This is a genomic window from Streptomyces sp. NPDC047971 (assembly GCF_040653355.1).
GTDB lineage: Bacteria > Actinomycetota > Actinomycetes > Streptomycetales > Streptomycetaceae > Streptomyces.
This window is the reverse complement of the sequence record NZ_JBEZNW010000004.1, coordinates 136,803-151,777: the sequence shown is the minus strand read 5'-3', so window position 1 is coordinate 151,777 and position 14,975 is coordinate 136,803. Positions and strand designations below refer to the sequence as shown.

The following is a 14,975-nucleotide window of genomic DNA, read 5'->3' as shown; positions in this document are numbered from 1 at the left end:
CCTGGGGGAATCAGCGGTAGGACGCCTTGGTGCGGATACGGGAGACGGCGAGCAGGACGAGCAGCGTCGCGGCCATGAGGACCACCGCGAGCGCCGAGCCGGTGAAGAGCGAGCCGCGGTCGGTGGCCGTGAAGATCAGCACCGGGAGGGGCAGCCAGTCCGGCGGGTAGAGCATCATCGTGGCGCTCAACTCGCCCATGGACAGGGCGAAGCAGAGCCCGGCCGCCGCGTTGAGCGAGGGCAGCAGGAGCGGGAGCTTGACCCGGAGCAGTACGTACGAGGGTCGGGCGCCCAGACTGGCCGCCGCCTGCTCGTACCTCGGGTCGAGGCGGAGGATGGCCGCCGAGACCGACTGATGGGCGAAGGCCGTGACGAGGACGGTGTGCGCCAGGATCACGATCCAGCGCGTGCCGTTCAGCAGCACGGGCGGCTGCGAGAAGGCGACCAGGACGGCGAGGCCGACGACGACCGAGGGCACGGCGACCGGCAGCATGAAGAGCGCGTCGAGCACCCTCCTGCCCCTCTTGCCGAGGGCGGAGGCGGCGAGCGCGGCCCAGGTGCCGACGGTCAGCGCGAGCAGGCTGGCGGCGACGGCGGTGACCAGGCTGGTGGTCAGCGCCTGCAGGGACTCACCGCGCACGGCGGCCGCATAGTGCTCCGCCGTCGGCCCGGAGGGGAAGGCCCCGGACCAGTTGGTGGAGAACGAGGCGGCCACGATCACGAGGAGCGGGAGGGCGAAGAGCGGCACGAAGAGGACCGCGAAGACCGCCCACGCCGTCCACCTGCCCTTGCGGCTATGCACCAACACGACGGCTCACCACCCGGTAGAGGCCGTAGAGACCCACGGAGATCGCGACGTTGACGACGGCGACGACACAGGCGGCGGCGTAGTCCGACTCGAGGATCGCCTTGCCGTAGACGAGCATCGGGAGGGTCGTCACGCCCTTGGCGCCGGTGAAGAGGACGATCCCGAACTCGTTCAGGCACATGACCAGGACGAGGCTTCCCCCGGCGGCGAGCGCGGGCAGCGCCTCGGGCAGGATCACCCGCCGGACGATGCGCGCCGGCCCCGCCCCGAGGGAGGAGGCGACCTCCAGCTGGGCGGTCTCCATCTGTGAGAACGCCGCGAGGAGCGGGCGCATCACGAAGGGCGTGAAGTAGGTGATCTCGGCGAGGAGCACGCCCCACGGCGTGGTCAGGAACCGGAACGGCCCCGCCTCGGCTCCCGTGACGTCCGTCCACAGACCGTTGGCCATGCCGACCGTGCCGTAGAGGAAGAGGAGCGCGAGCGTGACGAGGAAGGAAGGGAAGGAGAGGAAGACGTCGATGAACTTCGACACCGCCCTCGCCCCGGGAAACGGCACGAACGCGATGACGAGCGCGAGCACGAACCCGAGGACGAGACAGCCGACGGTCGCCCCGACGGCCAGCCACACGGTGGTGACCAGCGCGTCCCGGAACGCCGCCGACCCGAGGACCTCGGCGTACGCGCCGGGGGCGAGGGACTCCTGGACGACGAGGGCGAGCGGGTAGAGGAAGGCGAGCGCGAGAACGGCGACGGGGGGCAGGGCCCACAGGACCGCGGTGGGCACGCGTTCCGCGAGGGCGGCGCGGGTCCCCCCGGGAGAAGTCCCGGGGAGGGTGACGACGGACGGCGCCGTCGCGGGCTGTGTCCCAGGTGCTCCGCCACGGGTCCGCTCCGCCGCCATGACCGGTGCCGACGGCTCACCCATCGGACACCCCGGCTCCGAGCAGCACGCCGTCCTCCGGCGCGAAGTGCAGCGTGACCTCGTCGCCGAGCGCCGGCGTCTCCCGCAGCTCCCGCACATCCGCCGTGACGCGGTGGCCGTCGCCGACCTCCACGTACAGCCGGTGCGTCGCCCCTCGCCACTGCACCTCCGCGATCCGCCCCCGCAGCGCGTTGGGCCCGTCGCCGAGGCCGACGAGGTGCGGCCGCACACAGAGCGTGGCGCCCGCCCCCCGCGCGACACCGTCGGCCGCGACCTCCAGTACGGTGCCGCCGAACACCACCCCGCCCTCGCCCACCGTCACCGGCAGCAGGTTCGCGCTGCCGACGAAGGAGGCGGTGAACTCCGTACGCGGACGCCGGTAGAGGTCCTGCGGCGTGCCGCAGTCCTGGAGCCGGGCCCGGTCCATCACGGCGATCCGGTCCGCGAGGGTCAGCGCCTCCACCTGGTCGTGGGTGACGTACAGGATCGAGACGTCCGGCAACTCACGGTGCAGCCGCGCCAGTTCCGCCAGCATCCCCGAGCGCAGCTGCGCGTCGAGCGCGGACAGCGGCTCGTCGAGCAGCAGCACGTTCGGCCGGATGGCCAGCGCCCGCGCGATGGCGACACGCTGCTGCTGTCCGCCGGACAGCTCACGCGGATAGCGCTTGGCGTAGGCCGCCATCCCGGTCATCTCCAGGGCCTCGGCGACCCGCCCGGGTATCCGGCCCTTCGGCTCCTTCCGCGCCTTCAGACCGAAGGCCACGTTGTCCTCGACCCGCATGTGCGGGAAGAGGGCGTACTGCTGGACGACCATCCCGATGCCCCGCCGGTGCGGCGGAAGGCCGGTGACGTCGCGGTCGCCGATGAACACCCGCCCGGAGAGCGGTCGCACGAACCCCGCGACGGCGCGCAGCGCGGTGGTCTTGCCGGAGCCGGAGGGCCCCAGGAGGGCCATGACCTCGCCGGGTTCGACGGTCAGGTCGAGCGCGTCGAGAACGGTGTGGTTCCCGTACGCGACGGAGACGGAGTCGAAGCGGATGCCGCTACGGGCACCGGCCGCGTGGGCCTTGCCCGTCCCGCCGGCCGCGTGTGCCTCCCCCGTCGTACCGGCGGCCGCGGTCGCCGGCGCCGTCACCGGTCCGCCTCCGCCCGCTCCATCGCCCCCGGAAGATCCGCCACGGACGCCAGCACGTGCGTCGCCCCGTGCTCCCTGAGCGCGGCCTCGTCGTGCGCCCCCGTCAGCACACCCGCCACGATCCCGGCGCCCGAGCGGACCCCGCTGAGCATGTCGTAGGAGGTGTCGCCCGCGACCACGAGCTGCCGGACGTCGTCGACGGCTCCCGTACGGAGGAGGGCGGCGAGCACCATGTCCGGGTACGGGCGTCCCCGGCCGCCGGCGTCCGCCGGACAGAGGGTCAGCCCGACCAGATCGCGCCAGCCGAGCGCGTCGAGGATCGCGTCCTGGGTGACCCGGGCGAACCCGGTGGTCAGGACGACCGTCCGGCCCTGCTCCGTCAGTTCGGCGATCGCCTCGGCCGCGCCGGGCACCGGGGCGATCCTGCCGTCGGCGACCAGCTCTCCGTACGCCGTCTCGAAGGCGAGGTTGGCCTGCCGGGCGCGGTTCTCGTCGCCGCCGAAGAGGTGGCGGAAGACGGAGATCTTGGACTCGCCCATCGTGGCGCGGACGTAGTCGATCATCGTGGCCGGGTCCTCGCCGAGGCGCTCGGCGGCGGCCGTGAAGGCCAGCTCGACGAGGCCGCCGTCGGCGACCGTGGTGCCGGCCATGTCCAGTACGACGAGGTCGTGCCTGTGCTTCTTTGTCACGGTGCTCACCAGCCCAGTTCGTTCGCGGTCGTCTCGGCGATGGCGGGCGAGCAGGTCATGCCGCGCCCGCCGGGTCCGGTCACCAGCCACACGCCCTCGCGGACCTGCTGGCGGTGCACCACCCGGGTGGTGTCGGCGCACTGCGCGTACACGCCCGCCCAGCGCCGTCGGATCCTCGGCAGCGGACGGCCGAGGAAGGACTCCACGACGCGGGTCAGGTGCTCGTAGGGGTCTTCGAGGGTGTCGAAGGCGAAGGGGTGCTCGTACTCGTGGGTGTCGCCGATGGTCAGTCCGCCGTCGAGGCGCTGGACCATCAGGAGCTGCATCTTGTGGGCGGCGGCCGTCGGGTCCTGCGGCAGGCCCGCGTTGAGGGCGTCCAGGGCGTCGGACGCGTACGCCGGGTAGTAGCGGAAGGAGTCGGCGTCGGCGACGGAGGTGGTCAGCGGCTCGCTGAGCGGGTCGGTCTGCATCATCTGCAGCCGCACGCGGCGGACCGGGATGTCTCCGGCGATCTCGCGGACGAGGCCGCCGAGCGCGGCGCCGGTGCAGAGGACGACGACGTCGCCGGTGTGCACCTCGCCCCGGTCGTCCCGGACGGCGTTCCCGCCGACGACGTCCCGCACCTCGCGATCGGGCAGGAAGGTGTACGACCCGCCGGCGAGGAGGGCCTCGCGAAGGGCGAGTTGGGCGGTGCGCGGCTCGACGGCCGCGTCCCGCTCGCACCAGAGGGCCGCCTCGAACGTCCCGCGCAGGGCGGGGTTGACGGCGCGCGCCTCGTCGGCGGTCAGCAGCTTGTAGCCGCGGGCCGCCGCGTCGGGCCGGGCCAGGGCGGCCTCGGCGACGGCCCGTTCCAGCTCGTTGCGCACGGGAGTGAGCGAGCCGATCGGCCGGAAGCCGATTCCGGGGACCCGGGCGCCGATGCCCTCCCAGAGTTCACGGGCGCGCAGCGCGGTCTCCAGCTCCTCCCCGCCCGCGCGGCCGCTCACCCATATCTGGCCGAAGTTACGGAGGGAGGCCCCGCGCGCCTCGGCCTCGCGCTCGATGTGCACGACCTCGTGGCCGCGTTCCACTGCGTGCCAGGCGTGCATGGTTCCCACCACGCCGGCTCCTACGACGATCACCTTCATGCCGTTCACCGTCCTGGCGGCGGGTGGCCCGGACGGATCCGAAGGGCGACGGGACGGTGAACGGCCCGACAAGGTTGGACCAGACCCGTTACCTTCTCGTGATCTGAGAGGGGTGGCTGACGCTGCGCCCGCCGTGGGATCAGCCCTGATGCCCCAGGTGGGCGGTGAAGCTGAAGCGGTCGCCGCGATAGAGCGTGCGCACGCGCTCCAGGGGCCGGCCGGAGGTGTCCCGGGAGATCCGGTGGATCAGCAGCATCGGGAGCGCGGGCGGGGTGCCGACGAGGAGGGCCTCGCGCGGCGTGGCGAGAACGGTCTCGATGCGCTCGTCGGCGTCGCCGAAGGTGATGCCGAGCTTCTCCCGGAGGTAGGCGTAGAAGGAGGAGTCGGGGTCGAACTCCACGTCGAGGCGCGGGGCGCGGGCCTCGGAGACGTAGGTGCTCTCCAGGCCGACCCGCTCGTCGTCGGCGAGCAGCACACGCTCCATGTGCCAGACCGGTTCGCCGCGCCGGGCGCCGATCTCGGGCGCCAGGGCCTCGGGGCAGGGAAAGCGGTCGAGGGTGATGAGGGAACGACCGGGCCGGCGCCCCTGGCGCCGCACCCCCTCGGTGTAGCTCGCCAGCGAGAGCGGCTGCTCCAGCTTGGGCCCGGCGACGACCGTCCCTCTCCCCTGGCGGCGCAGCCGCCCTTCGAGGAGCAGCTCGCGCAGGGCCTGACGGACGGTCTCCCGCGAGACCTCGTACCTCAGGGCGAGCTCCCGCTCGGTGGGCAGGAGCCCGCCCTCGCCCAACTCGTCCAGCAGCGAGGCGACTTTGGCCTTCACCGCGTAGTACTTGGGGATGCGGCCGTGCTCGGGGATGCCGGAGCGGATGGGGGCGCCAGGTGCCTGGTCGTTCGGGTAGTCCACCGGGGGATGCTCGCAGATGGGAATGAACGGGTGGGTGTACGGAGGGTGACCGGAGGGTTCTACACCCGGCGCCGGCCGCGGCGTGCGGCGACGACCAGCGCCGCGCCCGAGAGGAGCGCCGCACCGGAGACGGAGACGAGAGCGGTCGTCGACTCGGGTCCGGTGAGGGCGAGTTCGGGTCGGGTGGGGGCGGGTGGACGGGTCGCCTGGCCGGTCGGCGGGACGGGGTCGGGAACGGGACTCGGAACGGGGCTCGGGTGCGTACCGGTGTCCGTGCCGGCCGACTCCTCCGGCGCGATGGCGAGACGGTAGTCGCCGGACTCGCCCACCCAGTCCCCGTCGTCCCCCCGGCGCTGCACGATCGCCGCGTTGGCGACCACCTCGTTGGGCGCGGTGTCCTCGTGGAACGCGAGGCGGACGGTGACGGTGACCGTGCGGCCCGCGGGCACGGCGAAGCCGGGGAAGTCGTTGAACACCCCGATGTTCTCGTCCTCCTCGGTCTGCTCGAACTGCACGGGCCGCCACCGGCTCGCCCCCGAGTCGTAGAAGTCGAGCAGGATCTGGGCGGGCGTGAGGACACGGTCGCGGTCGGCGAGGACGAGGACCGGGTGGATGTTGTGGCAGGCCACGGAGGTGGTGTTGGTGAGATCGACCTCGAAGGTCCGGTAGCCGGTGCCGGGGACGAAGGTGCCGGGGCCACCGTGGATCCGGGTGTCGAGGGGGAACACGGGCTCGGCGGCGTCACCACAGGCGGGCGCCTTGTCCGTGCGCGACACGGCGGAGCCGGGACGCGCCGCGGTGCCTGGACGCGCCGCGGTGCCTGGACTCGCCCCGGTGACGGGACTCGCCCCGGCGACGGGGCGCTCGGGCCGGGCGGTGAGGGGGGTGACGGCGGCGAGGGGATCGGCGGCGGGGGCGAGAGGGTCGGCGGCGGGGGCGAGGCGGTGGTCTGCTCCGAGGGCGAGGGGATCGCCCGCCGGGCCGAGACGCGCCGATGGGGCGGCCAGGGGATCGGCGGCCGGGGCGAGGCGGCCGTGTCCGGGGCCGAGGGGGCCGGCTCCTGCGGCGAGCGGGTCGCTCGTGTCGCCGTCGGGGCGCTCGACTCCCGGGCCGGCGCGCTCGGTTCCGGAGTCCGTTCCGGATCCTGGCGGCTGGCCGGGGGCGGAGTCCGCCGCGGACGGGGCGACGGCGAGCGCGAGGACGGCGGTTCCGGTCGTCGCAGCGGTCACACCGAGGGCGAGGGCGTTGCGCAGTCGCATGGGCGGGTGCCTTTGCTGCTCGCGGGCGTACGGGACGGCCGCGACGCTGCCACCCGGGCGCGGCGGGGCCGGGGAGCGACGCGGGTGGTACCCCCCGGACGGCCTGTCCGTTCCGCCCGATCAGCCTATTTTCCGAAGATCGGACTGAGGATCAGCTGCGCCGCGCCCTCGGCGACGGCGTACGGGGTGGCGGTGCCGGCGACCGGGGTTCCCAGGCCGGCGCCGGCGAGGACCGCGGCCACGCCGTGCACGAAGACCTCGGGCGCGGCGGTCACGGCCCGGCCCCCGAGGACGACGCGGTCGATGTCCAGGAGCCGTACGAGATTCACGGCACCGGCGCCGAGGATCCTGGCCGCCTCGGGGAGTTCGCCGCGCGCCACGGCCGCGAGGCACAGGACCTCCAGGCACCCGCGCCCGCCGCAGCCGCAGGGCGGGCCGTCGAGCTGGACGGTCTGATGCCCGAACTCCCCCGCGCCGGTCCGCGCGCCCCGGTGGAGCGCGCCGTCGAGGACGAGGCCGGAGCCGAGACCCGTACCGAGGTGGAGGTACGCGAACGAGTCGGCGACCGGGGCGCGGAGGGCGAGCCCGAGGGCGGCGGCGTTGGTGTCCTTGTCGAGCTCGACGGGCAGAGCGAGGCGCCGCGCGAGCTCGTCCCGCAGCGGGACCCCCTCCCACTCCGGGTACCCGGTGACCCGCCCGGGGGTCCCGGTGGGGTGATCGAGGGGCCCGGGCATGGCCACGCCGACACCGAGGAGGGCGGGGCGGCCGGGGCCGTCGCCCGGAACCGCCGAGGCTTCGCCTCCCGCATCCCCTTCACCCCCGCACCGGCCGAAGGCGTCGGCCCCTCTCAGCGCCTCCACCTCCCGCTCCACGACCTCGAACACCGCGGGCGCGCCCGCGCCCAGGTCCAGTGGGGCCCGGCGCACGGCCACCCGTACACCCGCGAGGTCCACCAGGACGGCCGTCAGCTCGTCGCGGTCCAGGTGCACCCCCACCGCGTACGCGGCCGAGGGGACCAGCCGCAGGACGGTGCGCGGCTTGCCGCCGGTCGAGGCGCGGTGGCCGGCCTCCCGCGCCAGGCCCTCCGCCCGCAGCCGCGCCGTGATCTTGCTGACCGCCTGCGGAGTGAGTCCGGTCCGGTCCGCCAGCTCCAGGCGGCTGATCCCGGCCTCCCCCGCCGTACGGAGCAGGTCGAGCACCAGCGCGGCGTTGTGGCTGCGCAGGGCCGGCAGATTGGCGCCGGCGAGGCCCGCCGCGCCGACCGCCCCCGCGGCCCCCGCCACACCGGCCGCACCCACCTCGCCGGCCCCGCCGACTCCACCGACTCCACCGGCCGCGCCGCCCCTGAGACCCCTGACACTCCTGTTCACCACCCCATTCTCCCCCTCGCTTGCACTTTGGCAACAGCGTTGCTTAAGTGGGGCGCATGACTGGCACCGACACCGCCCCCCTCCGCGTCGGACTCGTCGGCTACGGCCTCGCGGGCTCCGTCTTCCACGCCCCACTGATCGCCGCCACCGAGGGCCTCGTCCTCGACACGGTCACGACGGGCAACCCGGAGCGCCAGGCGCAGGCGCGCGCCGCGCACCCGGGCGTACGGGTCGCGGACTCCCCCGACGAGCTCTGGGCGCGGGCGGACGAGCTCGATCTGATCGTCGTGGCCTCCCCCAACAAGACGCACGTCCCCTTCGCCACCGCCGCGCTCGAAGCGGGGCTCCCGGTCGTCGTCGACAAGCCGGTCGCCGGCACGGCCGCCGAGGCGCGGGCCCTCGCCGCGCTCGCCGAGGAGCGGGGCCTGCTGCTCTCGGTCTTCCAGAACCGCCGCTGGGACAACGACTTCCTCACCCTGCGCGCACTCCTCGCGGACGGCGCGCTCGGCGACGTCCAGCGCTTCGAGTCGCGGTTCGAGCGCTGGCGCCCGCAGCTCAAGGGCGGCTGGCGCGAGTCCGGCGCCCCGGAGGAGATCGGCGGGCTGCTGTACGACCTCGGCAGCCATGTCGTGGACCAGGCCCTGGTCCTCTTCGGTCCGGCGGTGCGTGTGTACGCGGAAGCGGACGTCCGTCGCCCGGGCGCGGAGACCGACGACGACACGTTCATCGCGATCACGCACGCGAACGGCGTCCGTTCCCACCTCTACGCCAGTGCCACCACCGCCCAGCTCGGCCCGCGCTTCCGCGTCCTCGGGTCCGGCGCCGGGTTCGTGAAGTACGGCCTCGACCCCCAGGAGGCCGACCTGCGCGAGGGCCTGCTGCCCACGCCCGGCACACCGTGGGGCGTGGAGCCGGAGTCGCTGTGGGGCACCCTCGGCTCCGGCGAGTCCCCGCTCACGGGCGGCGGCACCCCGGTCGAGACCCTGCCGGGCGACTACCCGGCGTACTACGCGGCCGTCGCCGCCGCCCTCCGCGGCACCGGCCCGAACCCGGTCACCGCCGCCGAGGCCGCGGCCACCCTGGACGTCCTGGAGGCGGCGAAGCGCTCCGCGCGCGAGGGAATCGCGGTGACGCTGTGAGCGAGGTCGCCGAGATCGAGGCCCAGGAAGCCCGCCTGACCCTCCCCCACTTCACGTACGACGACGCCTGGCTCCTCGGCTCGCTCCTGGTCGGCCTCGCGCGCGAGCGGGGGGCGCCCGTCGCGATCGACATCCGGCGCGGCGCACAGCAGCTCTTCCACTGCGCGCTTCCGGGGTCGAGCGCGGACAACGACGCCTGGATCGACCGCAAGCGGCGGGTCGTGGAGCGGTACGGCGAGAGCTCGTTCCTCGTCGGTGCCCGCTTCCGGGCCAAGGGCACGACGTTCGAGCAGTCGTCGCGCCTCGACCCCGACCGGTACGCCGCCCACGGCGGTTCGTTCCCGATCGCGGTCGAGGGCGCGGGGGTGATCGGCTCGGTCACGGTGTCGGGGCTGCCGCAGGCCGAGGACCACGCGCTGGTGGTCGAGGCACTGGGCCTGCTCCTGGACGGCTTCGCCGCCTAGGGCGCGGAACCGGCGACGAGGCACCCCCGGCCGAACCGTAGGCGGCAGCCGAACCGGTCAGGCGGCCGGTGTCCGCACCGACCGCCGCGCGCCGCTCACGGCGTCGGCTACGCGTCCTTGAGTTCCTGCCGCTGGCGGCCGAGTCCCTCGATCTCCAGCTCCACCACGTCACCGGCCCGCAGGTACGGCTTCGGCTCGGTCTGCCCCATCGCGACGCCGGCGGGGGTGCCGGTGTTGATGATGTCGCCCGGGTACAGGGTCATGAACTGGCTGACGTACCGCACGACCTCCGCGACACCGAAGATCTGGTCCGAGGTGTGGCCGTCCTGCTTCAGCTCGCCGTTGACCCAGAGCTTGAGCGACAGGGCCTGCGGGTCCGGCACCTCGTCGACGGTGACCAGCCACGGGCCGAGCGGGTTGAACGTCTCGCAGTTCTTGCCCTTGTCCCAGGTGCCGCCGCGCTCGATCTGGAACTCGCGCTCCGAGACGTCGTGGGCGACCGCGTAGCCGGCGACGTGCGCGAGGGCCTCCTCGTCGGTCTCCAGGTAGCGGGCGGTACGGCCGATGACGATCGCCAGCTCGACCTCCCAGTCCGTCTTGGTGCTGCGGCGGGGTACGAGCACGGTGTCGTCGGGGCCCACGACCGTGTCGGCGGACTTGAGGAAGACCACCGGCTCGGCGGGGGTCGCCGCGCCGGTCTCGGCCGCGTGCCCGTGGTAGTTCAGCCCGATGCACACGACCTTGCCGATCCGCCCGACCGGCGGGCCGATCCGCAGCCCGGTCGCGTCGAGCGCGGGGAGGACTCCGGCACCGACGGCCGCCCGGATCCGGTCGAGCGCGGACGCGTCGGCGAGCAGGCTGCCGTCGACGTCGTCGACCAGGGCCGACAGATCCCGCAGCGTCCCGTCCTGGTCGAGCAGGGCGGGGCGCTCGGCCCCCGCCGGACCGACTCGCAGCAGCTTCATGGTCTTCTCCCTTGGTCGAGGTGGGCCCAGGGTCAGGCCCTACAGATCCCCGGCCGATGGGTTGCGGCCATCGGAGGTTGGTCGATCCTCCAAGAGTTTCGACCACTCGGCAAGACCCCGTTCACGGACTGGACCCTTACGCCTGAGTAGCAAGGGCCTCGGCGGGGCGCTGCTCGCGGAAGAGGACGGCCCGCTCGAAGACGGTCCAGGTGGTGCTGGTGACGACGTAGAGGGCGGCGGCGAGCGGGACGACGGCGACGGTGATCAGGGTGGCGAAGGAGAGCAGCGGCATCACCTTGTTGATCGTGTCCGCGCCGGGCGTCGCCGGGAGGCCGGTGTCGAGGGGCTGCGCGGCGAGCTGCCGCTTCGTACGGCGGTAGTTGAAGGCCGCCACGGCGGCGACGATCGCGAAGAGCACGAGATAGACCTGGCCGGCCGGGCCGAAGGGGCCGCCGTGGCCGAGGGCGTCGGCCCAGTGGTCGCCGAGCGGGGCGGCGAAGAGGGTGTGACCGGTCATGCGGTCGCCGGAGAACAGGTGGTACATGAGGAGGAAGGCGGGCGCCTGCAGGAGGCTCGGCAGGCAGCCGGCGAAGGGCGAGACCTTCTCCTTCGCGTGCAGCTCCATGACCGCCTTCTTGAGCCGCTCGGGGTCCTTGGCGTGCTTGGCGCGGAGCTCGGCGAGCTGCGGGGCGAGGCGGGTGCGGGCCTTCTGACCGCGGGCGGCCGCCCGCGAGAGGGGGTGGATCGCGAGCCGGACGAGCATCGTGAAGAGGACGATGGCGGCGGCGGTCGCGGTGGTGGCGAAGAGCGGCTGGAGCAGGTCGGCGAGCTGCTCGACCAGGGTGGCGAAAACGGACATGGGAACCCTCCGAGGGGTCTCGTCGTGCCGGAAGAGAGATGTCTCGGCAGGACGGATCCGCGCAGGGTGGTGCTGGTGTTCCTACGCGGCCGTCGGGAGGGGACGGCCGGGTGCCCGGGGCCTGCGGCGGCCGGAGGCGTCGGGGTCGCGCTGCGGCAGGAAGGCGGTGCGCCGCTCGCGATCGCGCAGGGTGGTGCGTACCCGGGTCGGCGGTACGGACGCCGGGGCGGGAGCGCCGATGAGGGCGCAGACGACGCCGGTCGCGGCGAGGGCGACGGCGGCGGAGAGGCTCGAACCGTCGGAGAGGAGGAGATCGGCGAGCGCGAGCAGGAAGAAGAGGGGAGCGAGTACGCGCAGGAGCAGGTTGCCGATCACCGCGCCGCCCTCCCGGTCGTCATCCGTCGTCTCGTCTCCCAGCCGTTATACACGATCGGCGTCGACGGGAACGAGGAGTCGCCGGCGCGGGGGCGGGACGCGTCCGACCGGACCGGCAGCCTCCGGATCTGCGGGGGTGGGCGTGGGCGTCACCGTACGAGCTTCGCCCAGACGACGAGCCGGTACGCGGAGCTGAACTCGGGCGTGCAGGTGGTCAGGGTGAGGTAGGAGCCGGGAGCGGAGTACCCGTAGGAGGGCTTGACGAGGGATCGGGGCACGGGCTGGATCACGCCGGTGTCGCGGGGCGCGGTCTGGGCGAGCACCTGGTCGACGACGTACTCGTACTCCCGCTCCCTGGTCTGCAGCCGGATGCGGTCGCCGGGACGGAGGCGGTTGATGTAGCGGAAGGGCTCGCCGTGGGTGTTGCGGTGCCCGGCGAGGGCGACGTTGCCGGGGCGCCCGGGGGCGGCGGTGCCGGGGTACTGGCCGACGTACCCGCGGTCGAGGACGGACCGCTTGCCGACGCCACGGGCGACGGGGGCGGTGAGGCCGATGCGGGGGATGCGGAGGATGGCGTACGCGGAGGAGAGGGGCGGGCGGACGGCGGGCGTGACCTGGGGCTCGGCCGCCCGGGAGGGGGCGGACCCGGCGGGCGCGGGAGTGCCGCTCACGGAGGGCGACACCGCCGGCTCCTCCACCGTCGGCGCCGGAGGTGATCCCTCCCACTCCCGTTCGAGGGCGCGGACCTGCTCGGTGGCCTGCGCGCGGGCCTGCTGGTTGGTCCACCAGAGCTGATGGACGACGAGGAGCAGCAGGACAACCCCGCAGGTGACGACGGCCTCGGCGCCGACCCACAGCACCCGCGCGGGTGTGCTCCGCACCCCGCGTGTCTGAACGACGACCGGCACCCTGTCCCGCACGCGGGGCACGATAAGGGCTGACGCGCCAACTCTCCAGGGCCGTACAGCAGTACGGTGGTCGACATGCGCCCCGACACGCCTGCCGCCCACGCCACCGAAGCCGAGCGTCTGCTGCGCACCGCCGCGCGGTACCCCGAGGACCAGGAACCGCTGCTCCTCCGGGCAGCGGCGCATCTGGAGCTCGCGGGCGAACGGCCGCAGGCGACGGCGCTGTACGACAAACTCCTGGCCTCCTCGCCCGCCTCGCCCCACCTGATCAGGGCGCTGAAGGCGGCGAACCTGTGGGAGTACGGCCACGAGGCGGAGGCGCGGGCGATCATCGAAGGCGTGCGGGCGTCGGCACCGGCGGACGCGGGGCCGTGGGAGATCGCGGTCGAGACGCTGGAAGCCCATGACGAGCTGGAGCTCGCGGAGGCGTACGCGACGGAGGCGGCCGGCCTGCTGGCACCGGAGTCGGTGCCGGCGGAGTTCCCGCACTCCACCACCTCGCTGCTCGCCACCCGTCACCGGGTCCGCCGGATGCTGGCGCTGCCCCACGACAACTGGGACACCCTGGCGGACACGCTGCACACAGGGGACGTCTCCCTGGACGAGCTGCACGACCCGAAGCGCCTGTGGTCGCTCGGCTCCTCGGACCCGGCGGAGCTCCAGGCCGAGATCACGCGCCTCCGCAGCGAACTGGGCTCCTACCGCACGGCCCTGTCCCGCCCGTTCCCGGTGGCGGTCCTCCACTGGCCGGAACGGGAACTGGACGAACTCCTCGCCTCGTACCCGGAGCTGGAGGCGGAGTACCCCACGTACCGGGCGCACCTCACGGACATCGAGGCATCCCTCCGCGAACTGTCGGCGGCGGGCACCCCCAACCTGGGCATCGTCCCGGCCACGGTCCCGTCGTACGAGGCCTTCGCCGCCTCGGAGTCCTCGTCCCCCGCGAACGCGGACCTCCTCCCCCAGTACGCCACCACCCTGGCAGCCCGAGGCCGAGCCACAGCCTGGCCGCCGGCCCGGGGGGCGTCCTGCTGGTGCGGGTCGGGGCGGGGGTATGGGGGGTGCCACGGGGGCGCGAACAGCTAGGCGCTCGCGGGGCGCCGCTCACTACGGCTGGTTGTCATCCATGATCTTCCAAAACCTGCGGTGGGCACGGGCGAATCGCGCCTTGATGCGGTGTTGCTCCACCGTCCAGAGCGGATGCACCACTGAGCCTCCACCTTCGGGAAACCGGTCCACTACGTCCAGGTTGTCCGTCAGGTAAAGAGCGCCACGATCGAGGCGGACGTGACAATTGGGGCACAGGCAGAGAACGTTGCTCTCCACGTCCGGACCACGATCAGATCCGAGCGCCTGTATGTGGGCGCCTTCGGCATAGTTCCTGCCGTCGGCTCCCACAGGCAGCGCCACGCGACAGACTTGGCAGCGGTACCCGTACCACCGCTTGACCCTGCGGACGACCGCCGTATCTCGAATGATGCGCTCTACGGTGGCAGTCCTCCGCGGGGCTTCGCCCTGGACGATGTCCTCGACCTGCTGCTCCAGCGAAGTCAGCTCCTGTTCCTCGTCCACCAACCGAGTCAGCTTGAACCTGAGAATCTGAAAGCCGGCGTTTCCCGTCTCCTCCTTCTCCGCCACCACCCTGTACAGGCCGTCGTAGCGGTATCCGGAGACAGGCGAGAAGTCAGGCTCCCCCTCAAAACCTCTGATGACGCGGACCGCGTGTCCCATGATCCGGCTGCGTCGAAGGCCGTCATTCCCTGGGTTCTCCCACGTCTGATCCGCTTCCTGGCGGCCAGTGTTGGGGTTGCGTCCACCGGCCCCGGTATAGAGGATGTCGGCCCAGTCATCACGATCGTCTTCGTATCCGTTGTTCAAGACGATGGCGTCCGCCACACGCTTACCTTCGGTGTCACGACCCCACGAGATACCCGCCTGCTCCTCCTTGTGCAGGCCGGCAGCTTTCACTTCCTTCCGCGAGCCGAAATGCGTGCCCGGCAGGATGTCATTGACGTGCCCGAAGACAGCTCTATACGCAACCATGCGAACAT

16 protein-coding genes are annotated in these 14,975 nt (G+C 73.1%); 3 read left to right on the top strand and 13 right to left on the bottom strand.

What is annotated here, in order from left to right; translation table 11 throughout:
- Nucleotides 1-10: 10 nt before the first annotated feature.
- The 8 genes from AB0D99_RS06195 to AB0D99_RS06160 all read right to left on the bottom strand — a co-directional run bounded on the left by AB0D99_RS06195 (nt 11) and on the right by AB0D99_RS06160 (nt 8,127).
- Nucleotides 11-808, bottom strand: a complete 798-nt coding sequence (locus AB0D99_RS06195) for an ABC transporter permease subunit (RefSeq protein ID WP_362357456.1) — start codon at nt 806-808, stop codon at nt 11-13.
- Complete coding sequence (locus AB0D99_RS06190; protein ID WP_362357701.1) at nt 795-1,709, bottom strand: 2-aminoethylphosphonate ABC transporter permease subunit; 915 nt, start codon at nt 1,707-1,709, stop codon at nt 795-797. The genes AB0D99_RS06195 and AB0D99_RS06190 overlap by 14 nt, the downstream gene beginning before the upstream one ends.
- A gap of 16 nt (nt 1,710-1,725) precedes the next feature.
- Entirely contained in the window at nt 1,726-2,769 is a 1,044-nt protein-coding gene (locus AB0D99_RS06185; protein ID WP_362357699.1) for an ABC transporter ATP-binding protein, read from the bottom strand.
- Between the two features lie 92 nt (nt 2,770-2,861).
- Nucleotides 2,862-3,515, bottom strand: coding sequence for an HAD family hydrolase (locus tag AB0D99_RS06180; protein ID WP_362357697.1), 654 nt, complete (start codon nt 3,513-3,515; stop codon nt 2,862-2,864).
- Between the two features lie 44 nt (nt 3,516-3,559).
- On the bottom strand, nt 3,560-4,681 hold the full coding sequence (locus AB0D99_RS06175; protein ID WP_362357454.1) for a TIGR03364 family FAD-dependent oxidoreductase: 1,122 nt from the start codon (nt 4,679-4,681) through the stop codon (nt 3,560-3,562).
- A gap of 139 nt (nt 4,682-4,820) precedes the next feature.
- Nucleotides 4,821-5,585, bottom strand: a complete 765-nt coding sequence (locus AB0D99_RS06170; RefSeq protein ID WP_362357452.1) for a GntR family transcriptional regulator — start codon at nt 5,583-5,585, stop codon at nt 4,821-4,823.
- A 59-nt stretch (nt 5,586-5,644) separates the two neighbouring features.
- A complete protein-coding gene (locus tag AB0D99_RS06165; RefSeq protein WP_362357450.1) occupies nt 5,645-6,844 on the bottom strand; it encodes an LPXTG cell wall anchor domain-containing protein in 1,200 nt (399 codons plus the stop codon).
- A gap of 125 nt (nt 6,845-6,969) precedes the next feature.
- A complete protein-coding gene (locus AB0D99_RS06160) occupies nt 6,970-8,127 on the bottom strand; it encodes an ROK family transcriptional regulator (protein WP_362357695.1) in 1,158 nt (385 codons plus the stop codon).
- 143 nt (nt 8,128-8,270) lie between these two features.
- Here AB0D99_RS06160 and AB0D99_RS06155 point away from each other — a divergent pair, with 143 nt between their 5' ends.
- A complete protein-coding gene (locus AB0D99_RS06155) occupies nt 8,271-9,353 on the top strand; it encodes a Gfo/Idh/MocA family oxidoreductase (RefSeq protein ID WP_362357448.1) in 1,083 nt (360 codons plus the stop codon).
- The gene (locus AB0D99_RS06150) at nt 9,350-9,817 is read left to right on the top strand and encodes a heme-degrading domain-containing protein (RefSeq protein WP_362357446.1); all 468 of its coding nucleotides are present in this window, start codon (nt 9,350-9,352) and stop codon (nt 9,815-9,817) included. The genes AB0D99_RS06155 and AB0D99_RS06150 overlap by 4 nt, the downstream gene beginning before the upstream one ends.
- Nucleotides 9,818-9,924: 107 nt before the next feature.
- On the opposite strand, the gene AB0D99_RS06145 is transcribed toward AB0D99_RS06150, so the two are convergent.
- The 4 genes from AB0D99_RS06145 to AB0D99_RS06130 all read right to left on the bottom strand — a co-directional run bounded on the left by AB0D99_RS06145 (nt 9,925) and on the right by AB0D99_RS06130 (nt 12,897).
- On the bottom strand, nt 9,925-10,782 hold the full coding sequence (locus AB0D99_RS06145; protein ID WP_362357444.1) for a fumarylacetoacetate hydrolase family protein: 858 nt from the start codon (nt 10,780-10,782) through the stop codon (nt 9,925-9,927).
- A gap of 136 nt (nt 10,783-10,918) precedes the next feature.
- Nucleotides 10,919-11,641, bottom strand: coding sequence for a membrane protein insertase YidC (yidC, locus tag AB0D99_RS06140; RefSeq protein WP_362357442.1), 723 nt, complete (start codon nt 11,639-11,641; stop codon nt 10,919-10,921).
- Nucleotides 11,642-11,722: 81 nt separating this feature from the next.
- Nucleotides 11,723-12,016 (bottom strand): DUF6412 domain-containing protein, encoded by a 294-nt coding sequence (locus AB0D99_RS06135; RefSeq protein ID WP_362357440.1) that lies wholly within the window; start codon nt 12,014-12,016, stop codon nt 11,723-11,725.
- 149 nt (nt 12,017-12,165) lie between these two features.
- Complete coding sequence (locus AB0D99_RS06130) at nt 12,166-12,897, bottom strand: class E sortase (protein ID WP_362357438.1); 732 nt, start codon at nt 12,895-12,897, stop codon at nt 12,166-12,168.
- A 102-nt stretch (nt 12,898-12,999) separates the two neighbouring features.
- Between AB0D99_RS06130 and AB0D99_RS06125 the strand changes: the two genes are divergently transcribed.
- Entirely contained in the window at nt 13,000-14,010 is a 1,011-nt protein-coding gene (locus AB0D99_RS06125) for a hypothetical protein (RefSeq protein WP_362357436.1), read from the top strand.
- A 21-nt stretch (nt 14,011-14,031) separates the two neighbouring features.
- Here the strand turns inward: AB0D99_RS06125 and AB0D99_RS06120 are convergent, their stop codons facing one another.
- A complete protein-coding gene (locus AB0D99_RS06120) occupies nt 14,032-14,967 on the bottom strand; it encodes a YDG/SRA domain-containing protein (RefSeq protein WP_362357434.1) in 936 nt (311 codons plus the stop codon).
- Between the last annotated feature and the right edge of the window lie 8 nt (nt 14,968-14,975).